The following is a 14,391-nucleotide window of genomic DNA, read 5'->3' as shown; positions in this document are numbered from 1 at the left end:
AAGCTTTTATAAAAGATTTATCGTGTTACGAGTGGTACCATGATTAGAAGGGGTGACTATTATGGAAATTAATGATCTAGCACGTAAGGAACTTTTAGCGCAAGTAGAAGACTTGTCAGATGAAATAATTAATCAAAAACCAACTGAAAACAAATGGTCTATTAAACAAATTGTACAACATCTGTACTTAATGGAAGGTAGCGTTGCTAAAACTATTCAGACTAGGCTTGCTGACGACGATCAAAACATCACTACAGAAAAGCCGATTCAACTTACTGTGGATCGTTCTAAAAAAGTCGATGCGCCTGATTTCGTGAAACCAACTTCAGATTTTTCTACTCTCCATGACTTGAAGAGCAAGCTTTCTGCTACTCATTCGGCTTTAGATGATATAGCTGAAAACGCAACAGAAGATCAATTAGCAGTAAAGTCCTATCCCCATCCTGTTTTTGGCGAAATGAGTCTTACGCAGTGGATTCCATTTGTCGGCTATCATGAACTGCGCCATATTGAACAGATTAAAGAAGTAAAAGAACAACTCGGTATCTGATAAAGACCTCTGCCATAACGTTGCGTTATGGTAGAGGTCTTTTCTCTATCGCTGAATATAGTAAATGGCTTGCTGAATACTTGAAAAGGTTTTTAATATTTGCTGAGGATCTTTAGCTGACGCTAATTTATGTGCAAGATCTGGCGAGATGCCTGTAATATAAAGCTGACATCCCATAAGCTTTAATACTTGTTGGATTTCTAGCAACCGATCAATCGAAGTTCCTTGTTGCCAATATAAACCCGTTATATCAATCATTACATGATCTACTTCATTTAAGTGAACGTAGTCACTAAGCTTCGTAATTAATAAATTAAAACGTTCTTCAGTCATTTCACCAATTAATGAAACAGCCGCTAGATTATCGTAAATTCTCATGATGGGTAACATGAGTTGTTCTATTTCATGATCCTTTGTATGTAGCTCTTCTATTTGTCTGTATTGTACAGAAACGTCTGTCTGTGTACCAATACAATATGGCACCCCATCAATAACGGTTGGACGAAGACTGAGTCGATTCCAAAATAACGTACCGTCTTTTTTATAGTTTTTCAATACGATTGTAAGAGGTGTTCTTTCTGAAACCGCTTTTCTAATTTTCGAGACTGTACTAGGATCTGTATCCTTACCTTGAAGAAATCTACAATTACGCCCAAGTACTTCTTCTTGAGTATACCCTGTCATCGTTTCGAATGTTTTGTTAGCAAAAATTATTGGATTATCATCTTTCGAATCATCCGTTACCAAAGCTCCAACTCTACTTCCATTAATGATCGCTTCCATCAATTGACTTTGAACCGCCGCCGTTAATTTCTTTATTTTAAACACATCCTATCAATTCATATGATATTTATTATTTTAATAGTAGCATATTACTTCATAAAACATACAAATCATCTGAATCATCGTTGGCTTTGCTATGATAAAAAGAAACATCCCTCTGATACTTGCAAATCAGAGGGATGTTGTTTTATACATGTGTAGCTTGCATCTCAGCAAGTTCTTTCTCTGAACATAATACAAAATGTTCAGGAGCCACTTCACGAAATTCCACTTTTTCGTCAGGTCCATATTGATGGTCCTTCGGGTTATACGGGTGGCGCACACGGGAACGTTCATAAATTGGGTCCGGTAGTGGAATCGCTGACAGCAAAGATTTTGTGTAAGCATGCATTGGATTTCGATATAATTCATCCGCTGGAGCCATCTCCACCAGTTTGCCGAAGTACATCACGCCAATACGATCGGAAATGTATTTAACCATCGATAGATCATGAGCAATAAATAAATATGTCAGCCCTTTTTCTACCTGCAATTCTTTCAACAAGTTGACGACTTGTGCTTGGATTGAAACGTCTAGTGCAGATATCGGTTCATCCGCAATGATGAATTCAGGATCTACAGCTAATGCACGGGCAATTCCGATACGCTGACGCTGACCGCCTGAGAACTCATGCGGATAACGCTCAGCATGTTCACGATTTAAGCCAACAATCTCAAGCAAATCAATTACCCGTTGCTTTCTATCCGTTTTACCTTTTACTAGACCATGTATATCTAGTCCTTCTGCAATAATATCCAAAACTTTCATCCGAGGATTCAAAGAAGCATATGGATCTTGGAAAATCATTTGCATCTTTCTATTCAGTTCGTGATTTTCCTTTTTACTTTTTGGTGCGTGTACATCTACACCATTATAGAGAACTTGACCCGCTGTCGCATCATATAATCGGATCATTGTACGCCCTGTTGTGGATTTACCGCAACCTGACTCCCCTACTAAACCAAATGTCTCTCCACGTTTTATAGTGAAGCTAATATCATCTATCGCACGGACTTCAGTAGATTTCCCTGCATTAAAATATTGTTTAAGGTTACGTACTTCAATTAAATTATCTGACATCACACAGTACCTCCCGTCTGATCAACATAGTACCGGCTACCTTTAAATGTTTTCATACGCTCAATAATAAGGGCAGGCGGTTCAACCTGTGGTGCCTGAGAATGCAATAACCATGTCGCTGCGTAATGTGTATCGCTCACTTTGAAGAAGGGAGGCTGACGCTCCATGTCGATCTTCATTGCATATTCACTTCGCAACGCAAATGCATCACCTTTTGGAGGATTTAATAAATCAGGAGGTGTGCCGGGAATCGCATACAGCTTTTGATCTTCTAAATCCATAGACGGCATTGAACTTAGTAAGCCCCATGTATAAGGATGTTGGGGATTATAGAAGATTTCATCTACTGTACCAATTTCAACGATTCGACCACCATACATAACAGCTACTCGATCGGCAACGTTTGCTACTACACCAAGGTCATGCGTGATAAATATGATAGAAGTATCCGTCTTCTTCTGAATGTCTTTCATCAGCTCGAGAATCTGCGCTTGAATCGTGACATCCAGTGCTGTTGTTGGCTCATCTGCAATCAATACTTTCGGATTACATGCAAGCGCAATCGCAATAACGATTCGCTGACGCTGTCCACCAGAAAATTGGTGAGGGTACATCTTGTACCGATTTTCCGCATTCGGTATACCGACCAGATTCAATAATTCAATCGTCTGTTTACGTGCAGCTGATTTATTCAGCTTCTGATGTTTTAAGATCGGCTCCATGATTTGTCTTCCAATGGTCATAGTTGGATTTAATGAAGTCATCGGATCCTGGAAAATCATCGATATATCTTTTCCACGAATCTTTTGCATATTTTTTTCAGGAATTTTCGTTAAATCTCTTCCTTCAAATAGAATTTCACCATTCTTATATTCCGCACTTGATTCAGGAAGAAGCCGCATGATTGATTTCGTCGTAACAGATTTACCTGATCCAGACTCACCTACGATAGCGAGCGTTTCCCCTTTATGTAAATCGAAGTTAACGCCACGAATCGCTTTCACTTCACCAGCAAATGTGTGGAAGGAAAGCTCGAGGTCTTTTACTTCTAATATTTTTGTCAACTTGCTCTCCTCCTCTTAATCTTTCATTTTAGGATCTAGTGCATCGCGCAGTCCGTCACCTATCAAGTTAAATGCAATCATAAGAACACTAATGACAATGGCCGGGAACAATAATACGTATGGCTGATTCTCCATCACTTTGTATCCGTCGTTAATCAATGTACCTAATGAAGCTGCTGGTGGCTGGAGTCCGATTCCGATGAAGCTCAAGAATGCTTCAAAGAAAATCGCATTTGGAATCGTGAACATCGTATTGATGATGATGATCCCTAGCATGTTCGGCAGTAAGTGTTTCGTAATAATTTTTCCATCTTTGGCGCCTAGCGTACGTGATGCCAATACGAATTCCCGTGATTTATATTTCAATGTCTGAGCACGGACAATACGTGACATTCCTATCCAACCCGTTATGGTGATCGCGACAATGATGGCGGTTATTCCAGGGTCCATAATCATAATCATCAAAATAACGACAATAAGTGTAGGAATACCGATCAAAATCTCGACAACGCGTTGCATGATGTCATCTGTGCGTCCACCGAAGTATCCAGAAATCCCTCCGTACGCAACACCTATAACCATATCAATGGCTGCGGCTACAAATGCGATGAATAGCGAAACACGAGTACCTTCCCAAAGTCTTGTAAACAAGTCACGACCAAGTCCATCTGTACCGAACCAATAATATTCATCGACTTTTTTCATTTCGTATAGATTGACAGTCTTCCCTGCTAGCTTACCATCCCCATCAAAAAATCCTGTTGCTTCAATACCCGGAATTTTAGGTGGTAAGTTTGCATGACGTAGGTTTTGCGAATCACCCGCATGTCCATTTAAATAAGGACCTATTAGTGCCATGAGTATAACTAATAAAAGAACGACCATACTGACAATAGCTGCCTTATTTTTGCGGAGACCCAACCATGCATCTTGCCAGAAACTCAAACTCGGTTTCTCTATCCGTTCGGAATGATGCGCGTCGATGGTCACTCGCTCAAAATCTTCTGGTGTTAATTTTTCTTCTTCATTTTCATTGCGCATTATCCCTTACCTCCAGACACGCGAATACGTGGATCGATAACCCCGTATAAAATATCCACAATAAAAATAACTACAATAAGGAAAGCCGAGAATAATAATGTCGTACCCATGATCGTAGCGTGATCATTCGTCATGATAGACGATACGAACTGTTCACCTATTCCTGGAATAGCAAAAATTTGTTCTACAACAAGTGAACCCGTTACCAAACCAGCTGCCAATGGCCCGAGAACTGTAATCAAAGGAATTAATGCGTTTCGGAATGCGTGTTTGAAAGCAATTTCGAAACCATTGGCACCTTTCGCTTTAGCCAACATAATATAATCTGAATTCAGTACTTCTATCATCTCAGTCCGTATAAAGCGCGCGGATAGGGCAAGTGGCCCCATAGCGAGTGCAAGCGATGGCAGGACACTGGATTTCCAACCGTCATTCCACAATCCGACCGGTAATAGATGCCACTCAGAAGCAATCCAATATTGTAGCAATGATGCAAATACAAAGGACGGAATGGAAATACCGAGTATCGCAAAAAAGGTACTTCCGTAATCCCAAAATGTATTATGCTTCAATGCGGCAAGCATACCTAGCAGGATTCCAACTATAGTCCCGAAGACCATCGCTTGCGCTCCCAAGATTAAAGAAGGTTTCAATCTTGTAGCCAATAAATCGTTGACACTCTTCCCTTTAAATACAAACGACGTACCCAAATCACCTTTTGCTAAATTTTTCATATAGATTGCATACTGCACAGGCTTAGGCTTATCGATTCCATACTTCTTTTCAACAATTGCTTTTTGTGTATCATTCAACTTGTTGTAAGAAGCGATCGGTGAACCTGGCAATGTCTGCATAAGGAAAAAAGAGGCCGTTGCAATTAAAAACAGCGTTATGAACATATATACGATGCGTTTTCCAATATACTTAACCACGGTACGTTACACCTCCAAAAGAGTATCTTACTTATTATGCAAGTAACCACTTGACATTTTTCGACAATAAATTAAATATTGAAACTATTTACCGTTACTAAAAAGAGAGTATATGGATATCTACCCCATATACTCTCCTCTATTAAACTCAAATCGTTACTACATTACAATTATTTACCTGAAATGTATGCCCACTTATAGCTATAGTCTGCTCCAAATGGATGATCCACTAAGCCCTTAAAGTAAGGTTTATGCAAGAAAATCAAACCACGCTGATAAATTGGTGCAATCGCAGCGTCTTCATCAAGTAGAATTTTCTCAGCTTTTGCGAATGCTTCATAACGCTCTTCTGGTTTAAGAGCCAATTCGCCTTTTGAATCTTCAATCAATTTATCGTACTCAGGATTAGAGTAGGACATTAAGTTGTTTGTACCATCTGTTACGAATAAATCCATGAATGAAATCGGATCTTGGAAGTCTGGTCCCCAACCTGATACTTGAATATCATAGTCTTGGTTACCATCTAAATCCAAACGTACAGAGAATGGTACTTCTTTCAAAGAAATTTTTAGACCTTCCAGGTTACCTTCTAGTTGAGACTTGAAATACTCGTCCATTTTCTTGGAAGCTTCTGTATCTCCGCCAAGAATTTCAAGATCAAGAGATTCAACGCCTAGTTCTTCAAGGCCTTTTTTCCAGTAATCTTGTGCTTCTTCCACATTGTACTCCAAGTGGTCACCGCTCAACTCACGGAAGTCTTTTTCATTTTCATCAAACGCAAAGTTCGTTGGTACTAAGAAGTTTGCTGCTAATGAACCGTTAGCTAGTACTACATCTGCCATGTCTTCCTTTTCGAAAGCTTTAGCAATAGCTTTACGGATATTCACATTAGCAAGTGGTGTTTCTTTACCATCCCGCTCTTGATTAAACTTGAAATAGAATACAGACGTTTCTGGTTGAACCACGGCTTCTTCATCATCGCGATATTGCTGAGCGAGATCACCAGACATTTCTGCCCGATCCAATTTTCCATCCTGGTAAAGTTTTACTGCAGTTGCAGGGTCTTTTACTACGTTTACATGAATTTCATCAAGCTTTACGTTTTCTGCATCCCAGTAGTGTTCGTTCTTAACATAAGTCCAGCTACCGCCAGTTCCATCCCATTTAGTTAAAACGAATGGTCCATTTGAAAGAAGGTTATCAGAGTTTGTTGCAAATGCATCCGCTTTAGAAGCAACGAATTCTTCTTTAAGGGGATAGAAAGTTCCGAATGACATAAGTGACAAGAAATATGGTACTGGACGCTCCAGTGTTACTTCAAACGTCTTTTCATCCACAGCTTTAACTCCAAGCTCAGACACTTCCATTTTTTCTTCAGAGATTGCTGTCGCATTTTTCACTACGCCAGACATCATGAATGGTCCATAAGGTGAACCAGTTGCGGGATCAATTGCACGCTGCCAAGCATAAACGAAATCGTTTGCTGTTACAGGTGTTTCATCAGCCCACATTGCATCGCGAAGTTTGAATGTATACGTCAATCCATCTTCACTTACCTTTGCTTCTTCAGCAGCCATTGCAGGTTCTGCAATATTATCTTGGTTTAAACGATATAAACCTTCATTGATATTGTTTAATACATTGAAGCCTACTTGATCTTCTACGATTGAAGAATCAACAGAAGGAATAGCTGCGCGTTCTGACAAGTAAAGAACCTGTTCTGCATCCGGCTCTCCATCTTCGTCTTTGGCATGCTTTTTTTCTTCAGTTGCTGCATCTTTATCCTTGTCGTCCCCGTCTGCTGCTGGCTTCTCTTCGTTTTTCGAACCGCCACATGCAGCTAAGAACATACTTAAGACTAATGTTAGTGCCATTAATATAAGCCACTTACTTCTCTTCAAATTGTTGACCTCCCCTTTGATGTTTTTGTAGTCCTAGCTTTTTCATTATACAAGAAAAATGTATAGATGTAAACGCTAACAACACTATTGTCGTAATTTTGAACCATTATGGAAGATTCTACACATTTTAATATATATCTAGTATGATAGAAAGTAGTTACTCACTCTATAAATGAAAAGAAGGATTCCATATGAAACGTACTATTATTTTATTTCTACTATCTCAATTAGTAATTGTTATTTCCGTTTATTCAGTATACGGTGAAATTTCGCTACTCGGCTATATTAATGTCTCCTTTTTCGTCAGTGGGTTTCTGCTATTTATCGGTGCGGTGGTATTCATTATCCGTACAGGCTCTTTTGACTTTTTCATGAAGAGTACACGAAAGGTCTTTGCTTTGAAAGGCCAGAGGGAAGCGCTAGATTCGATGCGGGCCCCATCTGAGACGATATCGGTGAGTCCGGCATGGTTTTTCGCCGCTAGTATACCTTCTTTCTTTTTGATGGTTGTTGCGCTTCTGGTATACTATTTATAAATTTTAATCCCGATAGAACCCCTTAGGTCTATTATTTTCCACATTAAAAGAGCCCTTCCTTAAGGAAAGGCTCTTTTCGGAGTTATTTACGTTCTTCCACATCTAGTTTACTTCCATCATTAAATTTAATTTCAACTTCAATCTTCTCGTAATTTGCATCCAAGCCAAAGATTTTCAGCACCTGATCAATCGCTTCCTGCTTTGTGCTATCTTTCGTCAAATCGAGTTGTTTAACCTTAGGGTACAGGTCATCAAATGCTTCTTGATTTTTCAAGTATACACCATTTACTTCATCTTCCACTTTCGCTTCAATTGGTTCGTTTTCGTCTTGTTCAATATCCGCTTCATATTCTTTATCTCCACTGTACGAAACCTCTATTTGGATTTCTTTAAATGAAAGTTTATCCATGTCTGCTTTCATATTATCCGTCGCAGAATCTGGTTGCTGTACAGCGTCTGTGTTACCTTCGTCGGCAGAGTTTTTGTTAGTATCATCAGTTGCAGGCTCTAAAGGTTGTTCCACAGGCGGCGTTGTGCCTGAATTTTCTTCCACAGCGTCATTCGTTGTATCAGTCCCACATGCTGCGAGGCTGAGTGCCATGACAGATATTCCAGTTAGTAACATACGATTCATATACTATTCCTCCTAAAGTTGTCATACTTTTATTAATACCCCAATTTCTATTTTTTAATCGCTTAGTTTTAATTAATGAAGGGTATGTTGTACGTAAAGGAGTGATTTTAAATGAATAATCAAAGTTCCTTAACTGCTAAAGAAGCTATTGATTCTATTGAATCAGCGGTGCATACAGAAAATCATTTACGGCGTGCACACGCAATAGGTGTCGCATTTGATGCGACTTTCCTGCCAACTGGGGCAGCTGTACCTTGGACAACAGCTACTCATCTACAACAAACAGAAGTTCCAGCTGTTGTACGTTTTTCTCACAGTTCTCCAAGCCGAAACTCAAATGAACAATTGAATCCGGTTAAAGGAATGGCAGTGCGTTTTCAGTTATTTGATGGTACATTCACAAATTTGACTATGGCCAATATACCGATCTTCATCAGTAAAACTCCAGATGCCTTTATTCGTCTGATACAGGCATTCGATTCTAGCAATACATGGTCTCAACGAATAGATGCACTGATACATGATACAGAGCACAAAGTATTTGGTTCCATTTTAAAAGGACTACAACCTTTTCGTAATTTCGAGTCTCTTCATTACTATTCTATCCATGCGTATTATTTGATAAATGAGGACTTGAAAAGACAAGCTGTCCGATTTGAATGGCAGCCTCTTCCGCAAAATGATGATGGGAATGTCAACAACTCTATGGAAAATGAACTCATTCTTAAAGTTAAACTAGACCAGTCTATACGTTTTCGCTTACTTATTCAATTCGCTGAACGAGAAGATGCAATTGATGATCCTACTATCGCCTGGCCTGACGATCGAGTAAAAATTGAAGCAGGAATCCTGACACTGAAATCACTTCGTGCAGATAACGCAGAGTCCTTCATATTTGATCCAACAGTTACTATAGACGGAATAGAATGCAGTGATGACCCAATATTACATTTTCGTTCCAAAGCATATGCTGAATCTGCCAAGCGACGCGGCGTTAGGTAAAAAGATGAAAACTTTAATTTAAAATTATACAAGTTTTAACAGCATATTTTTCGACACTACCATTTTGGTCATCCTATTCAGACCAAGTTTGCAAACATACATTCATGAATAATGGCGGTCAATCGTTAACGTTTCTACAGTTAGTTACTGAAACCTTTAGTGGATGGCTGAAAATATGGAAAAACATCCCGTTATTTACTAAGAAAATGCCCGTTATATCGGTCACGATATAACAGGCATTTTTCATTCACGATCTTCTGATAATCCTCTACGTTGAATACTTCCCCATTCACGTTTTCTGCGCAGTGCACTACTAATCCCCTCCGTGCGCCAAATCAGAGTCAATGGCCTATACCAAAACACTTCGGTTAATGACAGCAACACTAGACGAAATAGATCTTTCACCGCGGGATACGTATTACGGCTCCACGCCTCCAATAAGATGGATGCCATCGAAAACAGGGATCCATATAAGATGAATAATAACCCAAGAATTCCAGCGAAAACTATATACGCTTCTCCCATAAATAGAGATAGGACCATGTAAGCATAGCCAGCCAATTCTATTACCGGTCCAAGCAATTCAATGAACAAGAAATAGGGTATCGATAGTAGCCCTACGGAACCGTACTTGGGATTAAACGCCATTTTCTTATGTAACCATAGGCTTTCGGCCAGTCCCTGATGCCAACGTCGACGCTGGGTACGTAAATCTTTGAAGTTATCAGGAGCTTCTGTCCAACAAACAGGATCTGGTGTAAACACAATTTCTTTATCTTCTTTTCGATCTGATATTTCTTCATGTAGCTTAACTACTAATTCCATATCCTCTCCAACTGTATTCTTGGTATATCCGCCTACTTGCAATACCCATTTCTTTGAAAAGACACTGAATGCTCCCGATATGATTAACACCATATTGTATTTACTAAGCGCCATCCGCCCCATAAGAAACGCACGCATATACTCTATAATTTGCATTGTGACGATAGTTGAGCTCGGCAAACCTTCCCTGACGACTTGCCCCATTTGTATTTCATAGCCATTGGCGATCCGCACAGTGCCACCTGTCGCAATCACTTCTTTATTAGATTCCATGATAGGTTTCATTACACGCAGCAGTGATGTATTGTCCAATATGGAATCACCATCGATTGAACAGAAATACGGGTATTTTGACACGTTAATTCCCACATTTAAGGCATCCGCTTTTCCACCATTCACTTTCGTAATCAACAGTAAATTGGGGTGCATATCGGATTGATAGATAGCTTCAATAGGTTGTGTTTCTAGTTGTTGATTCACTACTTTCCGAATTGGTTTCATATTGAAATGCTCAATTACAACATCTTCCGTATTATCTATAGACCCATCATTGATTACTAATATTTCAAATTGGGGATACTGCAATGCCAACAACGAATAAATATTCCCAAGCACACCTTCTTGCTCATTGTAAGCAGGAACAATTATCGTTACGGGTTGCGTATATATAAAATCTACCGCTCCTTCATCCGATAACTTTTTCTGCAACTTCCGTTCTTTTCCTAACTGAATAAAAGCGATAACTAACATGGATGAATACGAAAAAATAACAGCCAGCATATAGACGAGCAATATATAACCAACAAACCCAAAAAACGAAGACGTGATTAAAGGTGCGTTCATCTTAGTACTCCTTCCCGAACATCTCTTCTGCTACATCGATTGCGAACTCATCTGTAGACATCGTTATGACAGAGTAAAGTGCTTGGTGACCATTTTTCAAAGATTTAATCGATTTAGCAGCTTGGGCACGAACTTGATAGTTAGGATCTTTGATTAAACGTTCAAGTATAGGTAATGCTTCTTCCGTCGGTGCAAAACGGAAAATCTTCGCTGTCATCAGGCGTTCTTCCCAGATGGTTGAATGGGAGAATGATTCATATAACTCAAGCGAATTCACTACTTCCAGCTCAGCAATACTTTTTAATGCTCTAATCCGTATTTCTTGCGCCGGATTGTCTAAACACTGATGCAATAAAGGAAGCCAATCAAGGTAATGATGAACACCTATAATTTCGATCATCGTCAGCTGAAGCAATTCAGGCAAAACATTGAAATCTTCCGCTAGTAAATTAATCTGTTCTTCATCTAACTCCATCAATAATTTTTTATAATCAAATTCACCTAGTGGAACTTTCGGAGCCACGAAGTGAGTTACGAAATCAGTACGAGAAAACTTTACTGTAATCTCATAAATCAATAATAACTCTGTTTTCGAATACTTTTTCTTTTTTTCCAATAACGACGAAACCGGGTCTAGCATAAACTGTAAATTGAATAAGCTGATTTTATTGAGCGTATTAATACGCAGTTCCCTACTCCGACTAGTGAGCTTTTTACTATAGTAATCACTCATATATAACGAAGCAAAAGCATTTATCTTATCATTAATTTCATCTGAGGAAAAGTGGTAGTTAATGCGAAAAAACAACTCATCAATCGCCTCGAGTTCTAGATTCTTATGAGGTTTAAGCGCTACAAGTGACAATCCGTCTCCGAATAAATATTCATACCAGTCGACTTGACGATCTTCGATATACTTTCCAATCGCCTCTTTTTTTTTCACTTCTTGCATTCTATAAAACACAAGTAAAAAGAACAGAGCGAAGAGTATAATCAGCAACACTACGATGACTAGTAGCAATGAAAGTAATATCTTATCCATAATAAATTCGTCTCAATACTTTCTTTATTTGTGATTCAAATAATTTCGGATTGAATGGTTTCGTTATGTATTCATCGACCCCGTATTGATAAGCGTAAATCATTTCCGCTTCACTTTTTCTCTTGGTCATCATAAAGACGTGATATTTCTGCATATTCGGCAATTCGCGTAGTGTGTATAATACTTCCAATCCATTTTTTCTCGGAAGAATATCATTCATTATGACTAAATGAGTGTGGGAAGACTGGTACCAATTGGATTCAATGAAATATTGTCCGTCACGGAACACTTGGATATCCAGGTCCAGTTGTTTTACTGAAATACGTTCCACTAGTTTCTGTATAATCATCGTGACAACGGGATCATCTTCTATAATACTCACCCGCACACATTGTCGCTCTAACTTTCTAAAAGAACGATCTTTTACATAAGGCGTATCACCTCGTAATTGCAATGCACGGTTTACTGAATCATTTCCAATTTGCAGCACATCTTCAAACGCCGCATCCCCGTTACGAATTTCAATTACTGAAACGCCCACTCGGTAAGAACGAGTGGATTCGGTGCGGCGCAATCTTTCAATAAAGACATCCGCTTCCTCTTCTCCGGTATTCGCCATTAAAATGACATCCGGTTCACCTATCGGGAAACTGAATAATAAATCTGAAGTACGCATCTGCTCCAGAAGAATTTGCTTCATTTCGGGACTTTCAGGGCTTCTGACAAAGACAAGGGTGAACACTTGCCGGAAACGTTTGGTGTTGGCCATCTGCCAATGAAAGAGTGGACGAAAGAGAGAAGCATCCAAGATATTCAGTTCATTTTTATTTATTTGCATACTCATTACACCTTTCCTCAGCTAACTTATTGTTAATCTTTCTTCAAATAGACTATGCATAGTTAGTAAATCTATCATCGCTATGTTAGTGAGCTTACTCTCATTTTGCAGTAAAGGTATCACTGCCATTTTGATTGTTTTTTCTCTTATAGGTTTCATCTAAGATCTCTTCCATCATCGGGAAATATGTCAGCCAGTAGAAAGCCGAAACATCCTTAGCAAAGTATTTGTATACGGTATGTACCCCTTGCCATTTAACAATGGGATTCTTATCAAAATCTGCATAGTCTCCCGCAAAATAATAGGTATTCGCCTGTTCTTGATGTAACACTGCAGGGAATACTTCCGGAATATCGGCCTCTTGTAATACACTACGACCTCTTTCCGTCAAATTAAATTCATATGTCGCCAATATTTTGGTTTGTTCATACGGTTCGACTACATCGAACCAATACATATAATTCGATGAATATACTTTTGGGAATTTTTCTTTTCCATCTTTCGTTAACTTAAAATGGGCAGCACTTTTATTTTCTTGTCCATCTAAGACCACCACTTTTCCAGATGTATGAACAAACGCGAGACCTGAACCAGCAAACAACCATTCACCATTCTTCTCCTCTTTATATCCTTCGATAAGCCATTGGGGTACTTCTGCATTCGACAAATCAGTAAAATAGCGTCCAATCCATCCTGTCCAAGTAATCCCTAGTTCCTTTTGCATGATCGTACTCATTTCTTCACTAGTTGGTGATGCAAAACTATTGAATTCTGCGATTAATGTCGTGTCCTCACCTTTGCTAGCCATTAGTTCGTTCCACTCCATCAATTCCATACCACCATACAATAGTTCCGATCGTGAACCATCAGGTTTAGCTTTAAGATCATCGCTGAATACACCATACGTATCCGCTACATAGATCATATCAAGTGGCCGTTCGCGAAATGGCTCCATCGCGACTTGGTCATACGGATCGAACCCATAATAATCAAGACTTTTATCATAAGGTTCCTTGTCAAGCCGCACGATTTTCTTTCCTTCCAATACATGAAATAAACCGTTATGCTCGCGATAATCTTCCTTCGCGACCGATTTATCGACCACTGCTATATCCAGTATTTTCTCTTCTTTGAAAGCCCAATAAATTCGTGGAGACAACACGAGTAAAATCAACAGTATAGCTATGGCTATTTTTTTCACTAAAATGTCTCTCCTTTACATATATTGATTACTAGTTAATTTTTCAAATCCATTCTTATTATACTGTCTAGTATTCTTT

General features: G+C 39.1%; 14 protein-coding genes. 3 read left to right on the top strand and 11 right to left on the bottom strand.

From position 1 onward, the window contains the following. The first annotated feature begins 61 nt into the window (after positions 1-61). Positions 62-550: a DinB family protein gene (locus tag CSV67_RS12345; RefSeq protein ID WP_099631896.1), complete on the top strand. Its 489-nt coding sequence runs from the start codon at positions 62-64 to the stop codon at positions 548-550. Positions 551-595: 45 nt separating this feature from the next. Here the strand turns inward: CSV67_RS12345 and ytvA are convergent, their stop codons facing one another. The 6 genes from ytvA to CSV67_RS12315 form a co-directional block, all read right to left on the bottom strand. Further along, entirely contained in the window at positions 596-1,378 is a 783-nt protein-coding gene (ytvA, locus tag CSV67_RS12340; RefSeq protein ID WP_099631895.1) for a YtvA family blue-light photoreceptor, read from the bottom strand. A 142-nt stretch (positions 1,379-1,520) separates the two neighbouring features. After that, positions 1,521-2,453, bottom strand: coding sequence for an ABC transporter ATP-binding protein (locus tag CSV67_RS12335; protein ID WP_099631894.1), 933 nt, complete (start codon positions 2,451-2,453; stop codon positions 1,521-1,523). Then, entirely contained in the window at positions 2,453-3,517 is a 1,065-nt protein-coding gene (locus CSV67_RS12330; protein ID WP_099631893.1) for an ABC transporter ATP-binding protein, read from the bottom strand. The genes CSV67_RS12335 and CSV67_RS12330 overlap by 1 nt, the downstream gene beginning before the upstream one ends. 15 nt (positions 3,518-3,532) lie before the next feature. Next, complete coding sequence (opp3C, locus tag CSV67_RS12325) at positions 3,533-4,558, bottom strand: oligopeptide ABC transporter permease (protein ID WP_099631892.1); 1,026 nt, start codon at positions 4,556-4,558, stop codon at positions 3,533-3,535. Beyond that, complete coding sequence (opp3b, locus tag CSV67_RS12320; protein ID WP_099631891.1) at positions 4,558-5,490, bottom strand: oligopeptide ABC transporter permease; 933 nt, start codon at positions 5,488-5,490, stop codon at positions 4,558-4,560. The genes opp3C and opp3b overlap by 1 nt, the downstream gene beginning before the upstream one ends. Positions 5,491-5,660: 170 nt before the next feature. Continuing rightward, positions 5,661-7,391, bottom strand: a complete 1,731-nt coding sequence (locus CSV67_RS12315; protein WP_099631890.1) for a peptide ABC transporter substrate-binding protein — start codon at positions 7,389-7,391, stop codon at positions 5,661-5,663. 191 nt (positions 7,392-7,582) lie between these two features. Between CSV67_RS12315 and CSV67_RS12310 the strand changes: the two genes are divergently transcribed. Next, positions 7,583-7,927 (top strand): DUF3899 domain-containing protein, encoded by a 345-nt coding sequence (locus CSV67_RS12310; protein WP_099631889.1) that lies wholly within the window; start codon positions 7,583-7,585, stop codon positions 7,925-7,927. A gap of 82 nt (positions 7,928-8,009) precedes the next feature. On the opposite strand, the gene CSV67_RS12305 is transcribed toward CSV67_RS12310, so the two are convergent. Then, complete coding sequence (locus CSV67_RS12305) at positions 8,010-8,561, bottom strand: YusW family protein (protein ID WP_099631888.1); 552 nt, start codon at positions 8,559-8,561, stop codon at positions 8,010-8,012. A gap of 111 nt (positions 8,562-8,672) precedes the next feature. Between CSV67_RS12305 and CSV67_RS12300 the strand changes: the two genes are divergently transcribed. Further along, positions 8,673-9,563, top strand: coding sequence for a catalase (locus CSV67_RS12300; protein WP_099631887.1), 891 nt, complete (start codon positions 8,673-8,675; stop codon positions 9,561-9,563). Positions 9,564-9,806: 243 nt separating this feature from the next. Here the strand turns inward: CSV67_RS12300 and CSV67_RS12295 are convergent, their stop codons facing one another. From CSV67_RS12295 to CSV67_RS12280, 4 genes are all read right to left on the bottom strand, one after another. Beyond that, entirely contained in the window at positions 9,807-11,231 is a 1,425-nt protein-coding gene (locus CSV67_RS12295; RefSeq protein WP_099631886.1) for a glycosyltransferase family 2 protein, read from the bottom strand. A 1-nt stretch (position 11,232) separates the two neighbouring features. Beyond that, positions 11,233-12,273: a HEAT repeat domain-containing protein gene (locus tag CSV67_RS12290; RefSeq protein WP_099631885.1), complete on the bottom strand. Its 1,041-nt coding sequence runs from the start codon at positions 12,271-12,273 to the stop codon at positions 11,233-11,235. Next, positions 12,266-13,111: a response regulator gene (locus CSV67_RS12285; RefSeq protein WP_158232936.1), complete on the bottom strand. Its 846-nt coding sequence runs from the start codon at positions 13,109-13,111 to the stop codon at positions 12,266-12,268. Before CSV67_RS12285 ends, CSV67_RS12290 begins: the two co-directional genes overlap by 8 nt. 100 nt (positions 13,112-13,211) lie before the next feature. After that, complete coding sequence (locus CSV67_RS12280) at positions 13,212-14,312, bottom strand: hypothetical protein (protein WP_099631883.1); 1,101 nt, start codon at positions 14,310-14,312, stop codon at positions 13,212-13,214. Positions 14,313-14,391 lie beyond the last annotated feature (79 nt).

Origin of the sequence: Sporosarcina sp. P2 (assembly GCF_002743255.1) — a bacterium.
GTDB lineage: Bacteria > Bacillota > Bacilli > Bacillales_A > Planococcaceae > Sporosarcina.
Note: the sequence above shows the minus strand (reverse complement) of the source record. Positions and strands in the feature narration are given on the sequence as shown.